Origin of the sequence: Bacillus sp. FSL R5-0416, assembly GCF_037975425.1 — a bacterium.
Classification (GTDB): domain Bacteria; phylum Bacillota; class Bacilli; order Bacillales; family Bacillaceae; genus Bacillus; species Bacillus subtilis.
This window is the reverse complement of sequence record NZ_CP150252.1, coordinates 776,940-803,526: the sequence shown is the minus strand read 5'-3', so window position 1 is coordinate 803,526 and position 26,587 is coordinate 776,940. Positions and strand designations below refer to the sequence as shown.

At 44.8% G+C, this 26,587-nt stretch carries 20 protein-coding genes and 1 pseudogene; 4 read left to right on the top strand and 17 right to left on the bottom strand.

Annotated features, from left to right (window positions below):
• Positions 1 to 92 precede the first annotated feature (92 nt).
• Positions 93 to 1,649, top strand: a complete 1,557-nt coding sequence (locus NYE20_RS04125; protein WP_021481222.1) for an ABC-F family ATP-binding cassette domain-containing protein — start codon at positions 93 to 95, stop codon at positions 1,647 to 1,649.
• 120 nt (positions 1,650 to 1,769) lie between these two features.
• Here the strand turns inward: NYE20_RS04125 and NYE20_RS04120 are convergent.
• From NYE20_RS04120 to yfmT, 10 genes and pseudogenes are all read right to left on the bottom strand, one after another.
• Positions 1,770 to 1,923: pseudogene (locus tag NYE20_RS04120) on the bottom strand (hypothetical protein).
• 384 nt (positions 1,924 to 2,307) lie between these two features.
• On the bottom strand, positions 2,308 to 2,466 hold the full coding sequence (locus tag NYE20_RS04115) for a hypothetical protein (protein ID WP_021481224.1): 159 nt from the start codon (positions 2,464 to 2,466) through the stop codon (positions 2,308 to 2,310).
• Positions 2,467 to 2,808: 342 nt separating this feature from the next.
• Positions 2,809 to 3,735 (bottom strand): SAR2788 family putative toxin, encoded by a 927-nt coding sequence (locus NYE20_RS04110; RefSeq protein WP_021481226.1) that lies wholly within the window; start codon positions 3,733 to 3,735, stop codon positions 2,809 to 2,811.
• On the bottom strand, positions 3,719 to 4,615 hold the full coding sequence (locus NYE20_RS04105) for a S8 family peptidase (RefSeq protein WP_021481227.1): 897 nt from the start codon (positions 4,613 to 4,615) through the stop codon (positions 3,719 to 3,721). The genes NYE20_RS04110 and NYE20_RS04105 overlap by 17 nt, the downstream gene beginning before the upstream one ends.
• Before the next feature lie 809 nt (positions 4,616 to 5,424).
• Complete coding sequence (locus NYE20_RS04100; RefSeq protein WP_021481228.1) at positions 5,425 to 6,615, bottom strand: MFS transporter; 1,191 nt, start codon at positions 6,613 to 6,615, stop codon at positions 5,425 to 5,427.
• A 65-nt stretch (positions 6,616 to 6,680) separates the two neighbouring features.
• On the bottom strand, positions 6,681 to 7,103 hold the full coding sequence (locus NYE20_RS04095) for a MerR family transcriptional regulator (RefSeq protein ID WP_014479143.1): 423 nt from the start codon (positions 7,101 to 7,103) through the stop codon (positions 6,681 to 6,683).
• 123 nt (positions 7,104 to 7,226) lie between these two features.
• Positions 7,227 to 7,673 (bottom strand): YfmQ family protein, encoded by a 447-nt coding sequence (locus NYE20_RS04090; RefSeq protein WP_021481229.1) that lies wholly within the window; start codon positions 7,671 to 7,673, stop codon positions 7,227 to 7,229.
• A gap of 122 nt (positions 7,674 to 7,795) precedes the next feature.
• Entirely contained in the window at positions 7,796 to 9,685 is a 1,890-nt protein-coding gene (locus NYE20_RS04085; protein WP_161621420.1) for an ABC-F family ATP-binding cassette domain-containing protein, read from the bottom strand.
• 133 nt (positions 9,686 to 9,818) lie between these two features.
• Positions 9,819 to 10,679 (bottom strand): methyl-accepting chemotaxis protein, encoded by an 861-nt coding sequence (locus NYE20_RS04080; protein ID WP_003233767.1) that lies wholly within the window; start codon positions 10,677 to 10,679, stop codon positions 9,819 to 9,821.
• A 13-nt stretch (positions 10,680 to 10,692) separates the two neighbouring features.
• A complete protein-coding gene (yfmT, locus tag NYE20_RS04075; RefSeq protein ID WP_014479141.1) occupies positions 10,693 to 12,150 on the bottom strand; it encodes a benzaldehyde dehydrogenase in 1,458 nt (485 codons plus the stop codon).
• A gap of 249 nt (positions 12,151 to 12,399) precedes the next feature.
• Between yfmT and NYE20_RS04070 the strand changes: the two genes are divergently transcribed.
• The 3 genes from NYE20_RS04070 (at position 12,400) to NYE20_RS04060 (ending at position 15,925) form a co-directional block, all read left to right on the top strand.
• Complete coding sequence (locus tag NYE20_RS04070; RefSeq protein WP_003233771.1) at positions 12,400 to 13,785, top strand: amino acid permease; 1,386 nt, start codon at positions 12,400 to 12,402, stop codon at positions 13,783 to 13,785.
• A gap of 91 nt (positions 13,786 to 13,876) precedes the next feature.
• Positions 13,877 to 14,584 carry a YjjG family noncanonical pyrimidine nucleotidase gene (locus NYE20_RS04065; protein ID WP_101501751.1) on the top strand — a complete coding sequence of 236 codons (708 nt, stop codon included), beginning with the start codon at positions 13,877 to 13,879 and terminating at the stop codon, positions 14,582 to 14,584.
• 111 nt (positions 14,585 to 14,695) lie between these two features.
• On the top strand, positions 14,696 to 15,925 hold the full coding sequence (locus NYE20_RS04060; RefSeq protein WP_014479139.1) for an MFS transporter: 1,230 nt from the start codon (positions 14,696 to 14,698) through the stop codon (positions 15,923 to 15,925).
• A gap of 29 nt (positions 15,926 to 15,954) precedes the next feature.
• Here NYE20_RS04060 and NYE20_RS04055 read toward each other — a convergent pair whose 3' ends face one another.
• From NYE20_RS04055 to cypD, 7 genes are all read right to left on the bottom strand, one after another.
• Positions 15,955 to 16,890, bottom strand: a complete 936-nt coding sequence (locus tag NYE20_RS04055; RefSeq protein ID WP_161621419.1) for a putative nucleotide-diphospho-sugar transferase — start codon at positions 16,888 to 16,890, stop codon at positions 15,955 to 15,957.
• The gene (locus NYE20_RS04050; RefSeq protein ID WP_038829569.1) at positions 16,891 to 18,069 is read right to left on the bottom strand and encodes a glycosyltransferase family 2 protein; all 1,179 of its coding nucleotides are present in this window, start codon (positions 18,067 to 18,069) and stop codon (positions 16,891 to 16,893) included.
• Between the two features lie 28 nt (positions 18,070 to 18,097).
• Positions 18,098 to 19,009 carry a putative nucleotide-diphospho-sugar transferase gene (locus NYE20_RS04045; protein WP_038829570.1) on the bottom strand — a complete coding sequence of 304 codons (912 nt, stop codon included), beginning with the start codon at positions 19,007 to 19,009 and terminating at the stop codon, positions 18,098 to 18,100.
• Between the two features lie 23 nt (positions 19,010 to 19,032).
• Positions 19,033 to 20,001, bottom strand: a complete 969-nt coding sequence (locus NYE20_RS04040) for a GDP-mannose 4,6-dehydratase (RefSeq protein WP_003233783.1) — start codon at positions 19,999 to 20,001, stop codon at positions 19,033 to 19,035.
• Between the two features lie 6 nt (positions 20,002 to 20,007).
• The gene (locus NYE20_RS04035; protein ID WP_041851194.1) at positions 20,008 to 20,772 is read right to left on the bottom strand and encodes a glucose-1-phosphate cytidylyltransferase; all 765 of its coding nucleotides are present in this window, start codon (positions 20,770 to 20,772) and stop codon (positions 20,008 to 20,010) included.
• Positions 20,773 to 21,008: 236 nt separating this feature from the next.
• Positions 21,009 to 22,928, bottom strand: coding sequence for a lipoteichoic acid synthase LtaS1 (gene ltaS1 / locus NYE20_RS04030; protein WP_015252593.1), 1,920 nt, complete (start codon positions 22,926 to 22,928; stop codon positions 21,009 to 21,011).
• Between the two features lie 446 nt (positions 22,929 to 23,374).
• Positions 23,375 to 26,560, bottom strand: a complete 3,186-nt coding sequence (gene cypD / locus NYE20_RS04025) for a bifunctional P-450/NADPH--P450 reductase (RefSeq protein ID WP_339184582.1) — start codon at positions 26,558 to 26,560, stop codon at positions 23,375 to 23,377.
• Positions 26,561 to 26,587: the final 27 nt, after the last annotated feature.

Sequence of the window (26,587 nt, the reverse complement as noted above, 5' to 3'; positions counted from 1 at the left end):
ATACCTTTCAACATTCCGAATCCTCCTTTATAATCAAAAGGGTGAATATTACACGCCGATTGTGCGTGTTTGATAACGATAGAGGTGTAAACATGAGTATTTTATCTGTAAAGGATTTAAGCCACGGCTTCGGGGACCGGGCCATTTTTAATAACGTTTCCTTCCGCCTGTTAAAAGGCGAGCACGTCGGCTTGATCGGCGCAAACGGTGAAGGAAAATCAACCTTCATGAATATTATTACCGGAAAGCTTGAACCTGATGAGGGAAAAGTCGAATGGTCAAAAAATGTCCGTGTCGGCTATCTGGATCAGCATACCGTGCTGGAAAAAGGAAAATCTATTCGCGACGTCCTGAAAGACGCGTTCCATTATCTATTTGCGATGGAAGAGGAAATGAACGAGATTTACAACAAAATGGGTGAAGCAGATCCCGACGAGCTCGAAAAGCTGCTTGAAGAAGTCGGCGTCATTCAAGACGCGCTGACAAACAATGATTTTTATGTCATTGATTCCAAGGTGGAGGAAATTGCCCGCGGTCTCGGTTTGAGCGATATCGGATTAGAGCGAGATGTCACCGATTTGAGCGGCGGACAGCGCACAAAGGTCCTTCTCGCTAAGCTTCTCCTTGAAAAGCCGGAAATTCTGCTTCTCGATGAGCCGACCAACTATCTTGATGAACAGCATATTGAATGGCTGAAACGCTACCTGCAGGAATACGAGAACGCGTTCATCTTGATTTCCCATGACATTCCGTTCTTAAACAGCGTCATCAACCTGATTTATCACGTAGAAAATCAAGAGCTGACACGCTATGTCGGCGACTACCATCAGTTTATGGAAGTCTACGAGGTGAAGAAACAGCAGCTTGAAGCGGCGTACAAAAAGCAGCAGCAGGAAGTCGCAGAGCTGAAGGATTTCGTTGCCCGCAACAAAGCCCGCGTCAGCACAAGAAACATGGCGATGTCCCGCCAAAAGAAACTCGATAAGATGGATATGATTGAGCTGGCGGCAGAAAAGCCAAAACCGGAATTCCACTTCAAGCCGGCGAGAACGTCAGGCAAGCTGATTTTTGAAACGAAGGATCTGGTGATCGGTTACGATTCCCCGCTGTCACGTCCGCTGAACCTCCGCATGGAGCGCGGCCAAAAAATCGCCCTTTACGGCGCGAACGGGATCGGAAAAACGACATTGCTGAAAAGCCTGCTTGGCGAAATCCAGCCGCTTGAAGGCTCGGTTGAACGCGGCGAGCATCTCTTTACCGGCTATTTTGAGCAAGAGGTCAAGGAAACAAACAACAATACGTGCATCGAAGAGGTATGGAGCGAATTCCCTTCGTATACGCAGTATGAAATCCGGGCCGCTCTGGCGAAATGCGGACTGACGACAAAGCATATCGAAAGCCGCGTCTCCGTATTAAGCGGGGGCGAAAAAGCGAAAGTCAGATTGTGCAAGCTGATCAATTCGGAAACAAACCTGCTGGTGCTCGATGAGCCGACAAACCACTTGGATGTCGATGCGAAAGAAGAGCTTAAGCGCGCACTCAAAGAATACAAAGGTTCCATTCTGCTCATTTCTCATGAGCCAGATTTTTATATGGATATCGCGACAGAAACGTGGAACTGCGAGTCTTGGACGACGAAAGTGCTTTAATTTATAAAAAAACCCGCCTGCTGAAGGGCGGGTTTTTTTACTGCCATTTTTTCTGAACGATTCTCAGGAGCTCTCTGTCTTTTAAAATGAGCTGCAATGGAGATGTGAATTCATCAAGTGTCAGCTCTCTTTTGGCAGACAGCTCAAAGTCTTCCTCATCAGCCCATGCGGTGAACCATTCAACCGAAAAGCTGTTTTTCATGACGCTGTGTATGTATTGATAGAGCGTTTCTAAACATTTTAAATCTAACTCTGTAGGTACTGGTTTGTCCATTGCAAAAGTGCCTAAATATTCATGAATTTGTACTTGATAAGGTAAAGTGAGATTATTAGAAACATTTCCGATTTCTTCAACATAAATACCAGCTGCCTCAGGCCCTGTCCTTACTGGATGACCTTTATTAGTTGTAGCTTTTGTATGACCAAAAAAACCTGTTTTTAATGGTTTTTTTGCAGCTAGGTAATAAAATTGAGTCATTTTTTCTCTTTTCCTTCCTGTTTTAATACTATAATATAAATTAATGACATCAACTATTCATAAAATAGACATTAATCCATTGTGCAAAATAAATGTGCCAAAAAACTAATGCCTTGTCAACTATTTACTAAAATATATTTTAGGTCAACTAGTGTATCTAAGTAATATTGAAATTTTTGATTAGTTATTTTTTTCTTTTTCAAGAATCCCTCTAATAAACACTAATTCTTTCTCAATTTTTTCTACATTACCTTGTACTGTAAAATTACTAATATAGTTACCATCTTTACTTTCAAAAATTTTGTTTACTCTTTTACCATTTTGAATTGATTCCCACATTAAAGCTCTTCTGTAATCCTTATTATTATTGTACTCACTTCTTTGAATATTTTCATGGCGAGACTCAGAGATGGTTTCCTGAACTTCAAATTCTTCTCTTTTACTTCGTAAACTTTTTAATAAAGCTTCGTCTTGAATAGCAAAACATTTTATTATTTTCTTAAAATTAACTATATGATCTTTTTTAAGTCGGCGATTTCTTCTTTATTAAATTCAATTGCATTATATTTATCAATTAAGACTTGACTAGCTTGTTTAATATTAAGAGCTAATGGAATATTAGTACTTTCAAATCGTTTAATTATCTGTTTTCGAAAAAATTATCAACCGCATACCCCCATATCAATAGAATGAATGTCCGCCTTTTCTATTGTATGTATGGTAATGATAATAATAAGTACCCTTCTTTATTTTACCATCTTTCTTATTATGAATTTCTGGGCCAACAGGTTTTCTTCCACCGCCCGCAGTTTGTGCAACATTTTTTGCTTTGCTTTTAGAAACTGACCATACGTCTCCCTTTCTTAGTCTAGAAACTGCTTGTTTTTTCGATAGTGCTGGTCCAATATACATATTTGTTTTATTCTTATTTAGAGTCGCAGCATAATAATAGTACTTTTTCTTTTTCTTTAATTTGCTTCTTACTTTAGTAGCAACAGTATACGTTACACCCGCTATAACTATAGCCAAAGAAGCAGCAACCAAATGCTCAACTAAAGCGCCACCAACTACAACAGCAATTGGAACTAAAAAAGCGAAAGACGCTTGTGCTTCTTTAGTATTTACATCATAAACTTGATTGGTATCAAGGTCTTTGAAAGTAGCCACAATATCATCGCCATCAGCTTCTTCGATATCAACTTCATATTTTTTTTCGATATCTTTTCCATCTTCATCTTTTTCCACAGATGTTACAATAGCTGTCGCGTCCTCTTTATCAACTTCTGCAGTTACTGTTTCAGAACTACTTTCATCTAAATCTTCATCAATCAGTGATTCTGAGTCACTCCCATCTAAATCTTGATCAATTCCGAAATCATCTGTTTGGACGTCCACTTCAGCTTTAATCGTGTCTTCATTATTTTTAACTATTTCAACTGAATCCGGATCCACTATATCTCCATTTTCCACCAATGCTCTTTGTAGGTCTTCATTTGTAATCTCTACTGGTGTTTCAGCACCTGCACTCGCTACATTTTTTTCAGGGATAATAGATACAATTATGGCGAATATTAGTGAAATCGCTATAAATTTAATTGATTTTTTCATTGTTCGTCTCCTTTTTTAGACTAATTAAGCCATTCCCCAAAGATTTCATATCTGACTTTTCAGATAAATAAGGCGTTGAGTATTTTTTTAAAGTTTTATAAATGGAAGTAAAGCGGCTCTTTGTTTTACTATATTTAACTGGTTCTTGCATTATTATATTAGCAATAACTCCACTAACAAAAGGAGTTGCCATGGATGTTCCACTAACATTGATATAATTATCCTTAGGAGAAGTTGTAAGAATATCTTCACCTGGAGCAACAAAATCTATTTTTCCCCTTGCAGAGTATTTTGCTCTTTTCATTTTTTTATTTATAGCTCCAACTGAAATTACATTTTGATATCTTGCAGGATAATCAGCATTTAATCCATAATTATTTCCAGCAGCAGCTACTACAATAACTCCCTTTTCGTTAGCCTCATCTATAACTCTTTTTAATTTTTGATCACTTTTTTTCAATCCAACACTAATGTTAACAATATCTACATTATTATCTATTGACCATTCAATCCCCTTAACAATAGACTCTACACTACCACGTCCTTTATCATCCAATACTTTGACCGAATAAATATCTGCATAGGGAGCTATTCCTAATGTACCAATCTTATTATCATTAGAAGCTATGATTCCAGCTACTGCAGTTCCGTGGCCAAACTTATCCTCGATAACACCTTTACTAGGTTCAAGAGCATTATATTCTTTCTTTACAACACCTTTTAAATCTTCATGATTTGAATCTATTCCACTATCAAGAATGGCTATAGATATGTTGGATTTTTTCTCTATTTTTTCATTCTTCCCAATTAGCCTTAATCCCCAAGACTCGACTTGTTGAGTCTTATAATCTTTTGTTTCTTGCCCCTTTTTTCTTAGCACTTTACTCCCTTGGGATTGATTTAAATCAATGAAAAATAGTAATATTATAATGGATAATATGGAAATAAAAATAAAAATATACCTTTTCAGTTAATTACACCTCCTTTTTCCAATAGTATTCTACTACAAAATGTAATCTCCCTCAATATATATTTCCCATAAATATAAAAATACAAGAGAAAAAATAGTTAAATAAACTCATTAAACCCCCAGAACGTTCTCTTGTTATAAAAATTAAATAGAACCTCACGAGTGATATAATTCCCTTCTTCAGATAGATTGATTTAAAAAGCTTTTAATGTTTTTAAGGGAATAACCTTATGGTGAAATCTCGTTTAAGAGAAAGATTGGCACAGAGATTTTGAATGAAGAAGAGAAAGGTACAAACATCGTCGTAGGAATTCAATACCTCCATAGGCTTTGTTGGGTAAAAGCTGCTTTAGAGGAAAGAAGAGGTAAGCCAAGGATCCCCAAAGAAAAGACCTGTAGGTAAATCCTGAAGTTCCCATTATACAAGAGATGGCCGCTGGGGAATATGCGAGGTCATGAAAGTCTCAAGAGGTGGCTTTTATAAGTGGTGGAAAGATTGGAATGCCTTCGGAGAAAACATTGGAAGCCCAGGATTAAAAATATCCTGAACGATGCCCCCGGAAACTGAAAGGGAGCAATAGTTACAGACGTGTAAAAGGTACTTTAATATCGTGATTCCAATAGAAATTAAACGACCTGAGCCCGTCATGTACATATAGGACTCAGGTCGTTTAAAACCTTTTTATTCCTGCCTACTTGACAGGAATAACTATTCCTTTTTAATGACCCGCCTTAATTCCGGCAAGATGTTTACGTCCCATGAGAAGGACAAGCATGCCGACAAAAACGACGATCCCGCCTACTGTATATGGTGTGCTTGCGGTGAAGTGCTCTGACAGCATTCCCGCAATCCACGGAGCGAGCGCACCGCCGATGAAGCGGACTGAGCTGTAGGCTGAAGACGCGATTGAACGTTCAACCGGCGCAGAACCCATCACAGCGGTTGTCATGATCGTATTCACCATACCGAGGACAGCACCAGCGACAACGATACATGTAATAATCAATGTCTGATGCTCTGTCCAGATCCCCATGATCATGAGAATGACTGCAAAGGCGATAAAGAGAACAACCAAGGAACGCACTGTGCCCAGCGCTTTGTGCACGAGCGGCGCAGTAAAGACTGACGTAACAGCCAGCAGAAGACCCCAGCCAAAGAAGACATATCCGAGACCGTGTTCATCTAAATCCAGTACGAACGGAGAATAAGCAAGCAAAATAAAAAATCCAAAGTTGTATAAGAACGCAGATACCGCCATCGTCAGCAGACCTTTATATTTGAGCGCCTTCATCGCATCAAACACACCGACGCGTTTCGCCGGTTTCGGCAATTTCGGCAGCATGAAAGAAATCGCGATTAACGCAATAAACATCAGGACAGATACCCCAAAAAACGGTGCGCGCCATGAAATGCTTCCAAGCTCTCCGCCTGCAAGCGGCCCGACGGAAATCCCAAGACCGAGCGCAGCTTCATACAAAATAATCGCTTGGGCGCTGCCCCCGACTGACACGCCGACGATAACCGCAAGCGCTGTTGAAATAAACAAAGCATTACCTAATCCCCAGCCGCCGCGATAGCCGACTAGCTGAGCAATTGAGCTTGAACTGCCGCCAAGCCCCGCAAACACAATAATAAAAATAAGTCCGAGAATTAACGTCCATTTCGCGCCGATGCGGCTGGAAATGGCTCCTGAGAAAAACATCATAAATCCGGTTACAAGCAAATAACTTGTAAACAAGAGTGATACTTCACTAGGTGAAGCATGTAGTTGTGCGGCAATGGCCGGAAGAATTGGATCGACCAGCCCGATTCCCATAAAGGAAATCACACAGGCAAATGCGACAGCCCATACCGCTTTTGGCTGGCTGAGCAAACCCGTTTTCTGATTCACTTGTGTTGTCTTATCCATTTGACCTAACCTCCATCTTTATTCCATTAAAAGAAACGCTACAAAAATAGCGTTTAACAAACTTTTCATTCGATTGATTGAATGGCGCGTTCCGCTTTGCCTTTCATGCCTTGCAGGCGTTCTTTAAAGCTTTGGAATGTGCGGATTTTCTCATCAATCAAACTCAGCTGGTGATTCAGGGTTTCCTGAATTTCCTCCAGTTTTTCTTTCCGTTCCTTAGGATCCAGTGACAACAAATACCCCTCTTTGTTTAACTCTAGCTGGCGGCTGGTTTCCATGAAATGCTGAAGCTCCTGAAGGGAAAAACCGAGCACCTCTTTTGTGCTGATGACTTTCTCAAGCTCCTCCATATCATCCTCTGAATAAAGCCTTACGCCGCCGTCTGTCCGTTTCGGCGCCGGAATCAAGCCGATTTCTTCATAAAACCGGATGGTCCGCTTTGTCAGTCCGCTTCTTTTGGCCACTTGATCAATCTTCATCCATTCCAAGGTAAATCCCCCTTCGCCGTTTCTGTTACCATTATACACCTTTTAAACCTTAACGTAAACGTTAAGGTTTAAAAAACAATAAAAAGACGAGTAGCATACAGCACCCGTCTTTCACTTTCCTGTTTAAGCTAAACTCCCCGCCACTGACAGAGACTCTTTTTGAAGGCTTTCAGAAAGCACTCGATACGCGATCACTTTCTTCTTGTACTGTTTCACGACGTCGATATGGTCGTCGTAGCGGTACACGAACAGCTTCACGTCTTTTTTTCCTTTTTTTGTATCTATCACCAGCGGCGTGCCGCCGTTTGCCGGATGTAAATAACGCTCTTCATCACCTGGATAGATATAATATTTCTCCAGGAAGACAGCTTCGTTAAATTGATCAATCACTTTCTGCTTCTCTGTACCCTCGAGACGTTTTCCATCTAGAGAGAGACTCGCATTTTCGCCACTAAGCTTGGCGTGCACTTCAAATTTGCCGAGCAGCCATTCTATGACGCCTGTAGGAAGACAGGTTAATACGATTTTCACCAGACTCATGAGAATTAACATCACGATCGCCCATGTCATACTTCATCATCTCCGTTAGTTTTCCATGTGCCGCTGACACACAATTTTATCCTAACATAAGCAGGCCGGTTCGTTTTTGTCCATTATGTGAAAAAAAGCGCGGCCTGCTGCGGCCACGCTTTTTAGCTTTCCAGTTCTTCGATCATGAGGGACAATTCTGTCCAGCGGTCCATCGCAGCCTCAAGCTCTTCAGCAGTTTTCGCCTGCTCGGCCATCAGCTCTTGGATTTTGCCAAAATCACTGCCTGCTGCGGCGATGTCAGCTTCGAGCTGCTCATGCTTTTCTTCCAGCTGGGCAATTTTATCTTCGATGCCGTCCCATTCCAGCTGGTCTTTGTAAGAAAGCTTTTTCCGTTTTTTCTTCGGCTCGGCTTCAGCCGTTTTTTCCTCAGCTGTCAGTTTTGGGGCCGCTTTTTTCGCTTTTGACTCCTCCATATAGTCGCTATAGGAGCCTTGAAAGCGGGAAATGACGCCATTTCCTTCAAATACAATCAAACGGTCGACGACGCGGTCAAGGAAATAGCGGTCATGGGATACGGTGATGACGACGCCAGGGAACTGGTCAATATAATCCTCAAGAACGCTTAATGTTTCAGTATCCAAATCGTTCGTCGGCTCATCGAGAAACAGGACATTCGGCTCCTGCATGAGAACCTGAAGCAAGTATAAACGGCGTTTTTCCCCGCCGGACAGCTTGCGGATATACGTCTGCTGCATCGAACGCGGGAAGAGGAAACGCTCGAGCATTTGTTCAGCTGTAATCATATCGCCATCTGCCGTTTTTACGACCTCCGCCGTTTCTTTTATATAGTCAATGACCTTTAACTCACCGTTCATTTCACTATGATCCTGAGTATAGTAGCCGATTCTGACCGTCTGTCCGATCGTAATATCGCCTCCGTCCGGCGTATGACGGCCGGCAAGGGCATTTAACAGCGTTGTTTTCCCGATGCCGTTCGGCCCGATGATCCCGATCCGTTCACCTGGTATGACAAGTTCATTAAAACGGTCGACGAGCATGCGGCCGTCATAAGCGATTATGACGTTCTCCGCTTCAATAACCTGTTTTCCGAGACGGTGCGAGCCAATGGCAAAATCGAGTGAACCTGATGACTGAGGGCCTTTCTGCTCTTTAAGCGTCTCTACCCGGTCAATTCTCGCCTTTTGTTTTGTTGAGCGGGCTTTCGCTCCTCGTCTGAGCCAGGCCAGCTCGCGGCGCAGCAGGTTTTGCCGCTTCGTTTCCTTTTGCTCAGCCTGCGCTTCCCGTTCCGCGCGTTTTTCTAAAAACACTTCATAGTTGCCTTTGTACGTGTAGAGGCTGCCTCTTTCAAGCTCATAAATGCGGTTGGTGACACGGTTTAAGAAATATCTATCGTGCGTCACCAGCATGACGGCGCCGGGATATTGGCTTAAATACCCTTCAAGCCACTCAATCGTTTCATTATCCAAATGGTTTGTCGGCTCGTCCAAAATGAGCAGATCAGCGGGCTGAATTAAGTTTTTGGCAATGACTACCCGTTTTTTCTGGCCGCCTGAGAGCTCATTGACCGGTTTTGTTACGTCGTTGACGCCCAGCTTAGACAATACGGTTTTTGCCAAGGTGTTTGCATCCCATGCATTGTTTGCGTCCATTTTCGCTTGTGCTGCCAGCAGGTGTTTCTGGCGCTGTTCATTTTCGGGATCTTTCCCCAGTTCATACAGCGCTTTTTCATATTCACGCAAGGTTTTCATCACAGCCGATTCACCGGAATAGATATGCTCCAGCACTGTTTGCCCCGCAGGCAGCTCCGGGTCTTGATGAAGAAATTCGACCTGCACGCTTCCAGATTTCGTGATTTCTCCTTCTTCGATAGATTCCAAGCCGGCAATCACTTTCAGCAGCGTTGATTTTCCTGTTCCGTTCGGCCCGATCAATCCGATTCTCTCATTCTCTTCAATATGAAAGGAGATATGGTCAAATAATGTTTTATCTCCGTATGTTTTATAAAGATTTTCCGCTTTTAATATGCTCATGGTTCCTATCAATCCTCACGTAAGTTCATGTGTACATTTTAAATCAGCCGCTGGAATAAAACTAGTAAAACGTCAGACGAATTTCATGGAAATGCAGGATAGAAAAAGACCGGGGACATTTGTCCCCGGTCTTTTACTCTTCCTCAAGCGCTTTTTCGGCCATTTTTGCAAGATGCTGTGCGCTTCCTGAAATCTCCTGCATTGTGGCGGAAATTTGTTCAACAGCAGCGGCTTGTCCGTCTGTATGCTGGTTAATCGACTCAATGGATTCCTCCAGCCCTTTCAGCAGGCTGTGGATTTTTTTCGTAATCTGGTCAATTTGGCCGACATTTTCTTTTGAATGCGTTGCTAGCTTTCTGATCTCATCTGCGACGACAGAGAAGCCTTTTCCGGACTCCCCTGCTCTTGCCGCTTCGATCGCGGCGTTCAAGCCGAGCAGATTGCTTTGGTCAGAGATGCCTTTAACAGTTACTGAAATATCGGCGATTTCACCGGCGCTTTCGCTTACTTTTTTCGCCTGAGAGGAAATGCCCGACATTTGAGTTGAAAACCCGTTAATTGATTCAGAAATGTCGGAAATAGCCGCGGCTGTTTGTTCAACGACAGCTGATAAGCTTTCCGCGACATCATGCAGCTTTGACGACTCCTCAAGGCTCGTTCCGAGGCCGACGCCTCCAATGACTCTTCCATTCTCGTCGTGCAGCGGGATGGCACGCGCGATCAATGGGAAGCCGAACAATTCTTTCGGAACCATGCTCGTCTTCTTCTGATTGCTTCGGATGGCATCTGTGATGATATCCCCTTCCTGCAGCGGATCGCCGGCTTTTACGTTCAGCGAAAAGGTTTTGGCCGGTATATTCACGAGCAGTTTTTCCGTATCATAAATGCCGATTGTAATATCATCCTGAACCAGGCTGTTTAAATAAGGGGCTACTTTGATAAATGCGTCCAGAATATCTGCGGTTTCTTTTTCCGTATTTATGGTCAATTCCATTCACTCCTTTTCATTAATAAGGGAAGCTGCGTTTTTCGTGCTGGACCGAGATCCATTTCAGCGTTGTAAATTCTTCGAGGCTCCACTCACCGTTTAAACGGCCGAGGCCTGATTGCTTTTCACCGCCGAAGGCTACATTCGGTTCATCATTGATGGTCGTGTCATTGACGTGAATCATGCCTGTTTCAATGCGTTTCGCAAAAGCCACGCCGCGCTCAAGATTTGACGTATGTACGGCACCGCTCAAGCCAAACGGGGTTTCGTTTGCGATATCCACCGCTTCGTCTTCTGAATCAAACTTCATAAAGGAGACGACTGGTCCGAACAGCTCTTCCTTGGCAATGCTCATGAACGGTTTGACGTCTTTTAAGATCGTCGGTTCCACGATCGTCCCGTTAAATCCGCCAAGCTTCACTGGTACAGCGCCTTCTTCAATTGCTTGCTCAACAGTCTTCATCAGCCCGTCCGTCTGTCTGCTGTTGATTAATGGCCCGATAATCGTATCAGGATCCATTGGGTCGCCGACTTTCAGCGATTCTACTTTTGCCTGGTACAGCTCAAGGAACTTGTCATAAATAGAAGAATGAACTAGCACGCGGTTGGCTGACATGCAAATCTGTCCTTGATGTGTAAATCGGCTGAACACCGCCGCATTGACCGCATATTCTATATCTGCATCCTCAAGTACGATGAAGGCGCTGTTTCCGCCAAGCTCAAGAAGCGGCTTTTTAAAATGCTTCATCGCAAGCTGTCCGATGTAGCTGCCGACTTTCGTAGAACCGGTAAATGAGATGATCCGCGGCACTGGATGCTCAACGAAGCTGTCGCCGATTTCAGCAATGTCTGTGACAACAACATTCAGCAGCCCCGCTGGAATTCCCGCGTTCTCAAAAATTTTCGCAATCAGCGTTCCGCCGCAAATCGGCGTTTCCTCATGCGGCTTTAGCACAACGCCATTGCCGGCTCCGAGTGCAGGCGCCACTGATTTCATAGATAAAAAGAATGGGAAGTTAAACGGACTGATGACACCGACAACGCCTGCCGGCACACGATATAATCTGTTTTCCTTGCCATCTATTGTGGACGGAAGAATTTTCCCCTCCATGCGGATTGGGAACGTTGCCGCTTCTTTCATGATGTTTTTGACAAGTCCGATTTCAAAAGCCGCTTTGAGCCTTGTACCGCCTAGCTCCTCCATAATCAAATAAATAATGGCTTCTTCATTTTCTTCAATATACGTGACGGCTTTTTCTAAAATGGTTCTTTTCTCAAACGGATTGACCGCATCCCATTTTTTCTTTGCCAGCGCCGCTGCCCGATACGCTTCATCTACATCGTCAGCAGTCGCTTTACGGAATGTTGTGAATGTTTTTTGAGTATAAGGATTTTTGTTTTCCAATACATTTGGGCTGCTGCCCTCCTGCCATTTCCCGCCGATAAACTGTTTATTCAACTCTTCATATTGAAACATGGTCAGCATCTCCTTTATAACCGCAAATCAAAATATGGGCGAATCTATTTTTTCTATCGGTTCATCTTGCATAAAATTGAATATACGATTAGTAAAAATTACTATCCTATGATACGACAACGCTGTTTCGCTTCTATCATTTAAAGCAGAAAAATATTTTATTGACTGCGTCAAATTTCGACAATATAATACAACAAGAACTGTATATAATGATTAGAATATTTTGAATATTTACAGGAGGAACTTTTGATGAGTTCATTATTTAGAAAAAAACCGCTTGAAACATTGAGTGCGCAGAGCAAGTCAAAAAGCCTTGCCCGTACGTTAAGCGCATTTGATTTAACCTTGCTCGGTATCGGTTGTGTCATCGGTACAGGGATTTTTGTCATTACAGGAACAGTGGCAGCGACCGGTGCAGGTCCCGCCCTCATCATATCGTTTATTTTAGCGGGGCTCGCCTGTGCGCTGGCTGCTTTCTGTTATGCTGAATTTTCGTCTTCCATTCCGATTTCGGGAAGCGTGTACTCATACTCATACGTGACACTTGGAGAGCTGCTCGCCTTTTTGATCGGATGGGATCTCATGCTTGAATATGTCATTGCACTGTCGGCGGTTGCCACCGGCTGGTCTTCATACTTTCAATCACTGCTTGCCGGCTTCAATCTTCATATTCCGGCTGCACTGACAGGAGCGCCGGGAAGCACGGCGGGCGCCGTATTTAACCTTCCGGCTGCGGTGATCATTCTCCTCATCACTGCGATTGTCAGCAGAGGCGTCAAGGAAAGCACACGCTTTAACAACGTCATCGTACTGATGAAAATCGCGATCATATTATTGTTCATTATTGTCGGCATCGGCTATGTGAAACCGGATAACTGGTCTCCTTTTATGCCTTTCGGGATGAAAGGCGTCATACTTAGCGCCGCCACTGTATTCTTCGCGTACCTTGGGTTTGACGCGGTTTCTAACGCGTCAGAGGAAGTGAAAAATCCGCAAAAAAACATGCCCGTCGGCATTATTTCAGCTCTAGCCGTCTGCACGGTTCTGTACATCGCGGTATCGCTTGTGCTGACAGGCATGATGCCTTATGCCAAATTGAATGTCGGAGATCCTGTATCCTTTGCTCTGAAATTCGTCGGACAGGACGCTGTTGCCGGAATTATTTCTGTCGGTGCGATTATCGGGATTACGACGGTGATGCTCGCTTTGCTGTACGCTCAGGTTCGTTTGACATTTGCCATGAGCAGAGACGGCCTTCTGCCTGGATTGTTCGCAAAGGTTCATCCGTCATTTAAAACCCCGTTCCGCAACACATGGCTGACAGGGATCGTTGCAGCGGGAATCGCCGGCTTTATTAACCTCGGAACGCTGGCCCATCTGGTGAACATGGGAACACTTGCCGCGTTTACGGTCATATCTATTGCTGTCATTGTGCTAAGAAAGAAACATCCTGAAATCAAGGCGTCCTTCAGAGTGCCGTTCGTTCCGGTTGTGCCGATTATCAGCGCAGGCATCTGCCTCTGGTTCATGTACAGCCTTCCCGGCGTCACATGGCTTTCATTTGTCATCTGGATCGCTGTCGGAACACTGGTTTACTTCCTATATTCGAGAAAACACAGCTTATTAAACAAATAATCTCTTTTCAGCCGGTGGTGCCTCACCCGCCGGCTTTTTCCTTTTTTTATGTGCTATACTTTGAATACATATGAGAAAGGGAGACACACAGATGAAACGATACCGCACTTTATTATTTGATGTAGATGATACCATCCTTGATTTTCAAGCGGCAGAAGCTTTAGCCCTGCGTTTGCTGTTTGAAGATCAGAACATTCCTTTAACAAATGACATGAAGGCGCAGTATAAAACCATCAATCAAGGTCTCTGGAGAGCCTTTGAAGAAGGTAAGATGACACGGGATGAAGTCGTAAACACACGTTTCTCCGCTTTGCTTAAAGAATACGGCTATGAGACTGACGGAACCAAACTTGAGCAAAAATACCGCCGCTTTCTTGAAGAAGGACATCAGCTTATTGACGGTGCATTTGATCTCATCTCAAATCTGCAGCAACAGTTTGATTTGTACATCGTGACAAACGGCGTGTCTCACACACAATATAAGCGTCTCCGTGATTCAGGATTATGTCCATTCTTCAAGGACATTTTCGTTTCTGAAGACACAGGCTTCCAAAAGCCGATGAAGGAATATTTCGATTACGTATTTGAACGGATTCCTCAATTTTCAGCAGAGCACACATTAATCATTGGGGATTCACTGACTGCTGATATCAAAGGCGGACAGCTCGCCGGACTTGATACTTGTTGGATGAACCCTGACATGAAGCCGAATGTGCCAGAGATCATACCAACCTATGAGATTCGTAAGCTTGAAGAGCTATATCACATTTTGAATATCGAAAATACCGTCAGCTCCTAATCAGGCTGACGGTATTTCTTTCATAAGAATCTTTTTTCCTCTTGATAAATTCTTCACCTTATGAATAATATGGTGGTATGCTTTGGTTATATATGTAAGGAGGAGACTCAATTGGCTATCGCCGCCCCGTTAAAAGAAAAAACAGTTCAAAAACCAGGCACCACGGTGTATCCGATTTTGATTATTATCGGAATTTGCCATATGCTCAACGATTCGCTTCAGGCTGTGATTCCGGCCATGTTCCCTATTTTGGAACGCTCCATGAGCCTGACGTTTACACAGCTCGGCATCATCGCTTTCACATTAAACATGGTGTCATCCGTCATGCAGCCTGTTGTCGGCTGGTATACCGATAAACGGCCGCGGCCGTATGCGCTGCCAGTCGGTTTGACCGCCAGCATGCTTGGCATTTTAGGCCTTGCATTTGCCCCGTCATTCATAACGATCCTATGCTGTGTGTTTTTCATTGGATTAGGCTCGGCCATTTTCCACCCGGAGGGCTCCCGTGTGGCGTATATGGCCGCCGGCACAAAACGCGGGCTCGCCCAGTCGATTTATCAGGTGGGCGGAAACTCAGGCCAGGCGATGGCGCCGCTGATCACCGCGCTGATCCTTGTACCGCTCGGGCAATTCGGCGCTGTTTGGTTCACGCTTGTCGCCGCGCTTGCTGTTTTGTTTCTCATGTATATTGCGAAATGGTACGCCTCACGTCTCGGCAGCCTTGCCCAGAAATCAGGCAAACAAAAGAAAACGGCTGAAAACACGGCCATCACCAAATCTGTTGTATCTGCTCTTATTATTATTATATTTCTCATTTTTGCTCGTTCTTGGTATACGAGTGCGATCGGTAACTTTTACACGTTTTACGCGATGGATACCTATCACGTAAGCATTCAGCAGGCACAAAGCTATATTTTTGTCTTCTTGCTGTTCGGTGCAATCGGCACGTTTCTCGGCGGCCCGCTTGCAGACCGTTTTGGAAAACGCTTCGTTATCCTCGGTTCGCTGTTATGCTCGGCGCCGCTGGCGATTGTGCTGCCATTTGCCGGCCCGGTTCTCGCCTATGGCGTGCTCGCATTGATTGGCTTGGTTCTGATGTCGAGCTTTTCTGTAACGGTCGTCTACGCACAGGAGCTAGTTCCTGGAAAAATCGGCACAATGTCCGGTTTAACCGTCGGGCTTGCCTTCGGGATGGGCGCGATCGGCGCTGTGGCGCTGGGCGCTCTGATTGACGCAGCGGGACTGACCCCGACGATGATCGCCATTGCCTTTCTCCCTGTTCTCGGCATCCTTGCCTTCCTATTGCCAAGTGACCAGAAGCTGAGAGAATGGCATAGCTGAAAAAACCCCTGCCAGGCGGCAGGGGTTTTTTAATCCAGCTGGATAAAATGAGTGTCAGGCACTGCGTGCTTCGGGATAAAGCCATCCGCAAAGTCCGGAAACGCCGACTGTATTTCATCAATCCATCTTTTCAGATTTAATATATACGGCATATAAATCATCTCAATTGTCGCTTCGTCTTCAATCCGGTAGTACCAGCAAAGATTAAACTCTTTTTCTGTCACCAGTGTAAACCCAGAGAAATGATAGAAAATCAGCGGCGTTTCATCTATATACACGCGGCCGTCCTTTTGCCCGACCTTATAGTTTTCGATATTCCAAAGCGCTGTATTGGCTCCTATTGATTTGACAACATGAACACCTTTAACCTGCTCCGGCCATTTCTCCACATATCTTTGATCACCGTATGTCTTGCGTTCCGTATCCATTTCGACCGTGCAAAATTCAATACAGTCCTGTCTCCACTGCCACACCGCTTCATATGCTTCCTTTGTATTACCGGCACCGACAAAGCCTGTATTAAAGCGTCCGGTTCGGTCGTAGTAGGACATGAAGCGCGGCGAATTACGATGATCAGTCAAATACAGAGACGCCGTTGGGTTTTCTGCAAAAATACGCGCCGGATCAGAAAAGAAAAATAGATCCGTATCCATATGGGCAAAGTACTCAGCGTCATCCCACTTGCTCATCACATGAAACAAAAAGGCGGGCTTTAACGTCCAGCAATATTCATGAAACGTTCTGTTGCTTTTCGCTTTCAACAGCTCCGGGTCTTCCATTTCATGCAGCTGCACAAAGGTTACATGCTCCCATGGCACGTGCTGAAGCAATTCATACGCTTTCTGGTCGACACACAGCACATATAAATGAAAATCATCGCAATGCTCATGGAGAGAATGAATCATAGGCATGAGCTTAAAGATATGTGTCCTTGACACTATCGTTGAAAAATGAAATGTACTCACTTATACCACATCCAATGATCTAAGATCCACGTGCAGCAAATCGTTGACAAGCGCATACAGTGCGTTGGCAAAATCGTTCACGCCTAGCTTTTTCTTCGCTTTTGGCAGAAGCTTGCGGACAGTTTGTAAATCAAAGCTTTTCGCCGTCACCCTTGGGGCTTTCTTTCGCCAATCCGGATCAATGTTGCGCTCTTTAACAACATGCAGAAGCTCAAGAAACAGATTCAGCAGCATATCATATTTCTGAGACTCCAGCAGCTTTTGAATATCAGTCATGATTCTGTTCGTCATGTCAGGCGGGAACGGCCCGTTAAAAGCGAGATGAACGTCTAAGGAGCGGATGTTATTGTATTTATCGCACATATAGGCAATGTTGGCCCGAATATCATCTACAGACTTACAATTGCTTGGATGTTCCTGATGAACACTGACAATATCGCGGCGAAGCCTGAAGGTCAATCCGGCCTGATGAAGCCTGATCCCGAGGTCATAATCCTCAAACCCGTACCGCACAATGCCTTCGTCAAATAAACCGAGGTCAACCACATGCTTGCGTTTCACAGAGGAATTATTCGTGATAAAAAAGCGCCATGGCATATGATAGCCTTTCAAGTCATCGCCGTACTCATCTAAAATCTTCTTGAGCACGTCTATAAAGTCGGTATCGAGGTCAAAGCTTTTATCAAGAAAGCTTCCGTTTTTGATGTCCGCCTCCTCCAGCAGCTTTTGTTTGTCTTTCTTCGGCATTTCACCTGTGAGCTTTGCGAGCTGTTCCTTATGTTCTTCTTCAAACCGTTCATAATAAAAACTGTAGATCCGTTTCCAAAACAACCCGCACACGACGAGATTCTCTTCGTTCTCATGGGCTTTAATATGTTTTGCCACAAGGTCCTTTGCCGCAAGCATATCGCTGTCATGGAAAATCAGGATGTCTCCTCTGGCATTGCGAAGCGCCTGATTTCGTCCGTACGCAATGCCCCTGTTTTCTTTAATCCGTGTAAAGATCAGCGGAAAATCAGCTTGAAATGACTCAAGCATCGAGAGCGTCCCGTCCTCAGAGCCATTGTCCGCTACAATGACTTCGAATTCTTCATCGCACTCCTGCTGGTTTAATGACAGAAGGCTGTTGTAAAGACGCTCCTTCGAATTATATGCAGGAATAATAACGCTTGCTTTCACTTCATTTTCACTTCCTGTATTTACTCATTTATTTGTTGTCATCTTTTGAAGCAAAACCGTTAAATTCAGGGTCTAACGTTTTGATGTGCTGAATGATATGCGGCAGTGTCTCTTGATACAGTTCATGCACAAACGGCAGATCTGTGCGGGTTGTTTCATGAATCTGTTTGATTTCATTGATGCTGACGATTCGGTATCCGCTGAAATGATAAAAGATCAGCGGACTGCCATCCTCCAGCACGATCCGGCCATCTTTCCAGGAAAACGTATGCTGCCCATAATTCCAATGCCCGATGTTCACGCCGGGTGTTGTAATGTCACACACATTCGGAAACAGCTCAGACATATAATCCAAATAGCCCTGATCACCGAATTTTCCTTCACCCGGTGCATTTTTGCATTCCTCAAGACAGCGTTCCTTCCACCACTCCAAGCAATCCGTGCCTGCATCATCATGCTTGAAGCTGATAAACCCGGAATTATATCTGCCTAAAAGACGCTGCAGCATGTCAATCTGCTCTTTCTCAAAAGAAGGGATTACAATATCCCCCCGTGAAAGCAGCACCGAGCAGTCCGGCTGGTTTTCAAAAATCGGCGATGGATCTGCATAGAAAAAGAGATCCCCGTCAATATACGTCACACGCTCCAGCCCGGGATTGCTGTTCAGCACAGCTTGCAGAAAGATCGGCTTCATCGTCCAGCAATACTCACTTTGATCTCTAGTTTCCTTCAGCTTCAATAGCAATTCATTTTCAAGAGCGGCCACCGGCACAAGGTTCAGCTGCTTCATCTTCAGCTTCTGTAACACGCGGTGCGTATCTTCATCCATGCAAAGTATAAAAATGGGACTGTCTTGATCAACTAGCTCTAACGACTTAAACAAAGCGACTGCCTGATATAATCTTCCTTTTGATAAAACGGTGCAATACGCGCTGGTCACAGTCTTGTTCACCTCGTTTCACATTACTTTTTGAAGAATTCCGTATACCACTCAATCGTTTTTTCAAGTCCCTCATCAATGGTGTAGGCCGGTGTCCAATTCAGCAGCTTTCTTGCTTTTTCCGCGGATAAATATTGATGTTTGATTTCATTGCTTCCCTGATTCAGCACCTTAGGTTTCAGATTACTGTTCATTTTCTTTAATATTTTCTCTACCAGTTCAAGTACGGTCAGCTGGATCTCATTGCTGAAGTTAAAGGCCTCTCCGGCAAGATTGTTTTCTTCCATTTTTTCTGCAAGAAGCAGATAAGCCTGAACGGCGTCTTCAATATAGAAATAGTCCCGTACAAATGTGCCGTCGCTTCGGATTTCCGGCGCTTCCCCGTTCAGCACAAGCTGAATCGTCTGAGGAATGATGCGATTGAAGTTCAAATCTCCGCCGCCGTATAAGTTTCCGCAGCGCGTAATGCAGACCGGAAGCCCGTACGTGTGAAAATAGGTGTGGCTGATCAGATCTGCACAGCTTTTTGAGACGTCGTACGGGTGCTTGCCTTGCAGCGGCATGTTTTCATCGTATGGAAGGTTTTCTTGATCGCCGTAAGCTTTATCACTTGAAGCGACAATGACCCGCTTAATTAACGGATGCTTGCGGCAGGCTTCGAGAATATTCCAGGTACCGAGGATATTCGCTTCAAAGGTAGAAATCGGGTTGCGGTTTGCTACGCCGACAATCGCTTGTGCAGCGAGATGAAAGACAGTGTCGATCTCATACTCGCCAAGCGCGCGTTCAATCACAGCCAAGTCCTCAAGAGAGCCCCGCACGATATTCATTTTCTTGATATGTTCTCCCTGATAAAGATTGGATTGAGGCACATGATCCCTGACAAGCCCCGTAACATTTGCGCCCTGATCGATCAGCTCTTTCACCAAATAGCTTCCTAAAAGACCTGTGCATCCCGTGACAAATACGTTTTTATTTTTCCAGAAACTCAAATCGATTCACCATACCTTCCATACTTGTTGTCCTTGATTCCACATTTTGTTGACTTCTAAGAGATTTTTATACGTATCGATGGCCGTCCAAAATCCATAATGGCGGTACACAGCAAGCTCCCCGTCTTTGGCAAGGTTCTTCAGCGGTTCATCTTCGAACATCGCGTTCCCGTCCTTCGGCAAATACTCGAAAACCTTTGGACTGAGAACGAAGAATCCGCCGTTGATGATTCCGTCACTTGATGTCTTCTCAGAAAATGTTTTCGCCATGCCGTCCTCAACCGTCAAGGTGCCAAACTGCGAGACTTTGTCAATGCCGGTGACAGTCGCGGCAACACCTTTTGTCTGATGATAGCTGATGAGATGGAAAAGATTGATATTGGCCAGCCCGTCCCCATAGGTGAGCAGAAATGTTTCATCACCGATATAGTCTTTCGCCTGCAAGATTCTTCCGGCTGTCAGCGTATCTTCCCCAGTCTCCAAAAACGTAATTTTCCACGTTTCAGGCTGCCCCAGGATCTGTACCTCTCCCGTAGAGCTGTCGAGTGTCAGGCTGTTGTGCTTCCATTCATAGTCGAGAAAGTATTCCTTGATTTTTTCTCCTTTATAGCCCAACAGCAGAATAAACTCGTTTACTCCGTAGTACTGATAAATTTTCATAATATGCCATAGAATCGGTTTGCCGCCTATCATGGCGAGCGGTTTAGGAATGTCATTCGTGACTTCACTCATTCTCGTTCCTTTTCCGCCGCAGAGAATGACCGCTTTCATCTCTACCCCTCATCTCTATGAATATTGAGTTCGAAACCTGGTACATCTTCACAATCTATCAAGGCATTTCCCCGATAATTTGTCCGATTTCAATACCGGTTTCAAAATCTACTGTAATGATATGAGAGAAAGCCAGCCTTGGTGACCAAATGGAATCTATTTTTTCAAGTTGGTTGTATAACCAAAAAAAGAGCCTTGAGCGAAGGCAATGCGCCCGCTCAAGGCTCTTTTTCATCTTATTTGATTTCTTTCTCCTTGCCGTAATGATAGTCTGACGGATCAACGGCTTTGAAATCATTTAGTTTATGGAACCTCAGCAAGTCTTTGTACAGGACACTGTCTGAAAGGCTCAGCTGCTGGTTCACTCTTGTTTTCAGATTCTTCGTTTCTTCATTCGCTTTCAGTTTTTCACCAGTCTTCGTATCATAAATGACATTGTCGACTGATGTGTACTTCGGCGTTACGAAGTCTCCGTTTCTGAATGCCACTGTATCGTCGTGGTCTTTAGAGAATAAGTCAGTACCAAAGTTGATGTATTTCTGAGAATCAATTCCTTCTAAGTGCAGAATTGTCGGCATGACGTCAATTTCGCCGCCATACGTATGGTTCACTCCGCCTTTTTTGCCAGGAACGCGGATCATCAGCGGCACACGCTGGTTCTGTGCGTTTTGATAATCTGTGATCTCTTTTCCAAGAATCTCTTTCATCGCTCGGTTATGGTTTTCAGAAATACCGTTATGGTCACCGTAAATCATGATGACTGAGTTGTCATACAGGCCGGCTTCCTTCAGCTCCTTGAAGAATTGCTCAAGCGCTTCGTCAAGGTAACGCGCTGTCTGGAAGTAGCTGTCAACTGTGTTATCGCCAGTTGTCGCTTTTTTAAGAGACGCGTCTTTTTCATCCAGGTTAAACGGATAATGGTTTGTCAAAGTAATCAAATGCGCGTAAAACGGCTGTTTAAGAGACTCAAGCTTTGGAATCGATTCTGTAAAGAACGGCTTATCCTTAAGTCCCATGTTAATCACATTTTCATCTGACATATCATACGTGCTTGCGTCGAAGAACTTGTCATATCCGATATGTTTGTAAATCTGGTCACGGTTCCAGAACGATTTGTAATCACCATGCAGGACGGCGCTTGTATAGCCTTCCTTCTGGTCTAAAATCGCAGGAAGCGATTGGTAAGTGTTTTCGCCTTTCGTCACAAACGCGGAGCCTTCAGGAAGACCGAAGATCGAGTTATCCATTGTCAGCTCGGCATCAGATGTTTTTCCCTGGCCTGTCTGATGGAAGAAGTTATCAAAATACGTCACATCTTCCCCGCCGTGCGCAAGTTTATTTAAGAAAGGCGTCACCTCTTCACCGTTTAGCTTGTAGTCAATCAGGAATGACTGGAAGCTTTCGAGGTGAATTTTAATGATATTTTTGCCTTTGGCAGAGCCGAAGTACTCGGCGTTTGGTTTCGCATAATGAGACGTCGTGTAATTCTCGACGCTTGTTAAATCATCGCTGCTTGCATAGGCCCGTTGCGTTTCTGTTTGAGCCGTCTGCACACCGTCATAAATGGTGTAGTTGTACAGACCTAAATACTTCACGATATAATTGCGGTCAAACGTTCTTGTCAGCAGCTGCGGACGGTCTTTTTCCGCATAGTGCAGGTTGATGAAAAACAGTGCGATCCCAGAAAGGATCACTAAAGACGCAAAGCGTTTTTTCATTTTGTATTCTTTTAATTCAGGTCTCCAGATCAATACCGCAATCAAAATGATAATATCTAAGAAATAGAAAATATCATGACCGGCCATGATACTGAAAATCCCGTCTCCCATGTTTCCAACGTTTCCGGACTGTTTAATGTTCGGGAACGTCAAGAAATCGTCAAAGAAACGATAGAATAAAATATTTGCATATAACACAAATGTCATCAAGAAATCGATAATCAGCATAATAATGGCTGATTTACGCCCTTTCGCCAGCAAAGCCAGTCCTAAAAAGAAGACGGCGCTTGAGAATGGGTTAAATATCAGGAGGATCTCCTGAGTTGTGCCTTTTACCCCAAGATTAAACTCAGTCTTGTAGGATAAATACGTTTTTGCCCAAAACAGTATAACAGCCAGCACAAAAAAGCTAAGTTTGTAAGAAAAAAGTTTCTTCATGGCAACCTCTACTTTCTTAAACACTTTAAGTTCTTCATTCATATTTACCTGCTCTTTATATCCTGCCTTCCAATTCCTTCTTTCCAAACAAAATCAAGGCATCACACAACAATAAATACACCGCGGCAAGCCGGAATATTTATGTTTCGCACCATATCATTTTTATTACAACCATTTGGAAACCAATCACTGGACGAAAGAAACCTTCATTTCGTTTCACATTTTTTTCTCAGAAATAAAAAAAGGATTTCTTTTGTCATGTGTGCCTTTGAAAAAAGAAATAGATACCGAGTATAAGAATAACATAAACTAGCAAAAACGAAAAATAGGTTTTGCAGACAGCCCGCCCTTCCGGCGGACTGAAGTTATTGTATGCATCAATGTTTAGCGCGATCACCATTTTTTCTAAAGGACAAAAAAGACTGGATGTCTCCAGTCTTCTTTATCTATATCCCTGCCCAGACATCCTTAGCGTACATACCGGTATCCTGCAGATGTCTCAGCCAGTTTTGCGCTTCTTGCTCCCCGGTGCCATGAACAGACTGATACGCCTTTTGCAGTGCCGCCTCCACATCCGGGGCCATTTTGCTGCCGTCACCGCATACATAAAGCCTGCCTCCGCGGTCAAGGATCGATATTAACGTTTCTGCATGGTCAGCCATGACATGCTGGACATACGTTTTCGGCATGCCTTCTTTGCGGGAAAAGGCTGTGTGGACAGTGACAATTCCGTCTTTTTCAAACTGCTCAAGCTCATCGCGGTATATAAAATCACGATCGTTTCTGCATCCAAAATAGAGATGAGCTTCACCGAGCGTTTTCCCCTCCCGCTTTAAAACTTCGCGGGCTTGAAGGAAACCGCGGAATGGCGCGACTCCCGTGCCAGGTCCGACCATAATGATTGGCGTTTCAGGGTCTTCTGGAAGCTGAAACCGAGATTCTGGTGTGCGTACAAACATCACGAGATCATCACCGGCTTGGCGCTCAGCTAAATCATTTGAAGCCACGCCCCTGTATTCGCCACGGCCGCTCCACGCAGGGCCGCGCACGACACCGACTGTGATCGATGCTTGCCGCGGATTCACTCTTGGAGAGCTTGAAATTGAATAATATCTCGGTTTTAACGGACGTAAAAGCTCTAAAAATCGTTCAAACGGCATGTCGCACGCTTCATACTTTTCAAGCAGATCCAGCATGGAAATTCGTTTTTTCAATATTTGCTCCTGATAAACACCCTCTGCTGACAGTTCTTCTAATTCACGCCTATGCGGCGGACACACTGTAAATGCCGCCAGTTCACGTATTTGCGCTCTTGTGGCTGCTTCCTGCACCTCGACGCTGTAGCTAAGAAGATCATGCAGGCTGACAGGCCGGCCCAATGGCAGATGCCCCGCACTGTGGCCGCTTGCCGACAATGTCACTTGGTCGGTTCCCTTCAGGCCGAATCTGTGGAGAATCCGGCTGACATTGGTTTGGCTGTTTTTTGGCAATACGCCAAGATGGTCGCCCTCTTGATATTCAACATCCGGCGGCAATGCAATTTCGATATGGCGGGTGCTTCGATCGCTGTCTGCGGACTGGAGTTCACGATTTTCGGCAATGGATGCGTGAGAGGCTTCGTACGATCTAGCGAGCGGAGACTCGCCCAGCCCTCTGACAAACTGAAGGCTCAGCGTGCTTCGTTCCTTATCAGCGTTTTCATTAAGCTCAAGTCCGAATGCCTTAATGGCATCCGCCCACATGCTTTTTTTCCACTCGTCAAGCTGCCCTTCAAAATCACCGCTGACATCACCTTCCCCGCGCGCAGAAAACCGAGTCGCGCCTTTCTTCGCAAGCTGCTCATCAATGAATCTCGGCACGTCTTGATACGTGCTCGCCCAATTGTGGTCGCCGCAGCCAAATACCGCGTAATGGACGCCCTCAAGCTCACCCGGTTTGATTTCTTGAAGCCACTGGACAAACTGTCCGGCGTTGCTTGGCGGTTTTCCGTTATAGGACGAGGTCACAATGACAACCGCTCCCTCTTTCGGCAGCTTGCCAATCCGGTCGTTCAAAGGTGCCGTCTCTGTCCTTACGCCGTGAAGACTGGCAGTATCAGCAAGCTCCCGTGCGACGCCTTCTGCAGTGCCGGTATCAGAGCCGTACAGTAAGAGAAGCGGGCGGTTGTTAAGACCGATGACCGATGCACCCTTTGCTTCCATTTTCTCCTTTTGCTCATCAGGCGCGGCTTTTTCAGCTGCCTGGACGTCCGCATGAATGGCTTCCTGATGACGGCTTTGAACCCTAATGTGAAAATCGCCCGGCTTAAGTGTTAAGGTTTGTTTGATATCAAGCTCATAATTCTCATGATCAATCAGTGTGAAATATTTTAAAATCATCCCCAGCACAAGTGTGGCTTCATGAAGGGCAAACTGCATGCCGATACAGGCCCGTTGTCCATTTCCGAATGGTTTGTACGCATGATGAGGCACTTGGTCCTGATGCTCGAACCGTTCCGGCCGGAATTCCTCAGCGTCCTTTCCCCAAGCGTCTCGATCACGATGAAGCTGCGGAATCAGCACAGAAATTCTGTCTTTCGTCGTGATCGGAAATTTCCCGCCAATGACTGTGTCTTCTTTTGGATAAAGGCTGAAAGCCGGAGCTGTCGGCCATAAGCGCAGTGATTCATTTAAAATCATCCGTATGTATGTAAGCTCCAGCACTTGTTTATAGGTCGGCGCTGCATCTGTCAGCACCCGATCGACCTCTTCATACGCCTTTTTCAGTTTGTCAGGGTGCTTCAATAAAAAGTAGGTCGCAAAGGAAAGCAGGCCGCTCGTCGTTTCATGGCCGGCAATCAAAAACGTGATGATCTGAAAACGGATATTTTCGTCGTCGAGCTTTTCACCCGTTTCCGGATCTTCCACATTCAGCATGCGGGCGAGCAAATCTTTTTCATCCTGGTCTCCATTCGATCTGCGCTCTGCAATAATGCTGTCGACTAACGAAAACATCGTTTGAATATCATGGTGGAATTGCCGCTTTGTTCTGACCATAAGCTTATCTTGAACATCAAGCCGTTGCATTTGATGCATCGCTTCATCAAGCGCCCGCACCATGCTGTTGATAAACGGGTGGGGCGTTTCTCTGTAGTAACTGTTAAAGCGGTAGTTAAACCCGCATAGCCCAATGGTGTCGAGCGTCAGCCGGGTCATATCTCCCGGGACATCGACTGCTTCATTCGGGTTGAGCCTTGCCCATTTTTGAATGAGCTGAACAGCGATATCGACCATTTTCTCATGATAGTCCTTCATGGCCCGCTGGCTGAACGTCGGCATCAGAATGTTGTGCGCTTTTCTCCAGTTAGGCTCATGCGTCCAGCTCGTAAACAATCCGTCACCGGAAAATGCGCGAACCTTTTCCAAGGCGCCTTCAATGCTTTTATCAAACCGTTCTTCATCACAAACCTCTTTCACCAATTCGTGGCCGGACACTACAATGGTCGTGCCCGCGGGTGTATGGATTTGAAAAATCGGGCCCTGTTCTTCCGCCAGTTTGATCAGCGAAAGCGTCGGCTTGTCTTTATCGATTAAAGGCAAATTGCCGAGCGGCCCAAACGTCTTCGGCTGAGGAATCGGGCTTGTTTCCTTCATCGAACCATTCCTTTCCGTATGAGATGC

Bases quoted from the DNA above. Each gene is read 5' to 3' on its own strand.
- NYE20_RS04125 (WP_021481222.1), top strand. From the start codon at position 93: ATGAGTATTTTATCTGTAAAGGATTTAAGCCACGGCTTCGGGGACCGG.
- NYE20_RS04115 (WP_021481224.1), bottom strand. From the start codon at position 2,466: ATGTGGGAATCAATTCAAAATGGTAAAAGAGTAAACAAAATTTTTGAA.
- NYE20_RS04110 (WP_021481226.1), bottom strand. From the start codon at position 3,735: ATGAAAAAATCAATTAAATTTATAGCGATTTCACTAATATTCGCCATA.
- NYE20_RS04100 (WP_021481228.1), bottom strand. From the start codon at position 6,615: ATGGATAAGACAACACAAGTGAATCAGAAAACGGGTTTGCTCAGCCAG.
- NYE20_RS04090 (WP_021481229.1), bottom strand. From the start codon at position 7,673: ATGACATGGGCGATCGTGATGTTAATTCTCATGAGTCTGGTGAAAATC.
- NYE20_RS04085 (WP_161621420.1), bottom strand. From the start codon at position 9,685: ATGAGCATATTAAAAGCGGAAAATCTTTATAAAACATACGGAGATAAA.
- NYE20_RS04080 (WP_003233767.1), bottom strand. From the start codon at position 10,679: ATGGAATTGACCATAAATACGGAAAAAGAAACCGCAGATATTCTGGAC.
- yfmT (WP_014479141.1), bottom strand. From the start codon at position 12,150: ATGTTTCAATATGAAGAGTTGAATAAACAGTTTATCGGCGGGAAATGG.
- NYE20_RS04070 (WP_003233771.1), top strand. From the start codon at position 12,400: ATGAGTTCATTATTTAGAAAAAAACCGCTTGAAACATTGAGTGCGCAG.
- NYE20_RS04065 (WP_101501751.1), top strand. From the start codon at position 13,877: ATGAAACGATACCGCACTTTATTATTTGATGTAGATGATACCATCCTT.
- NYE20_RS04035 (WP_041851194.1), bottom strand. From the start codon at position 20,772: ATGAAAGCGGTCATTCTCTGCGGCGGAAAAGGAACGAGAATGAGTGAA.
- ltaS1 (WP_015252593.1), bottom strand. From the start codon at position 22,928: ATGAAGAAACTTTTTTCTTACAAACTTAGCTTTTTTGTGCTGGCTGTT.
- cypD (WP_339184582.1), bottom strand. From the start codon at position 26,560: ATGAAGGAAACAAGCCCGATTCCTCAGCCGAAGACGTTTGGGCCGCTC.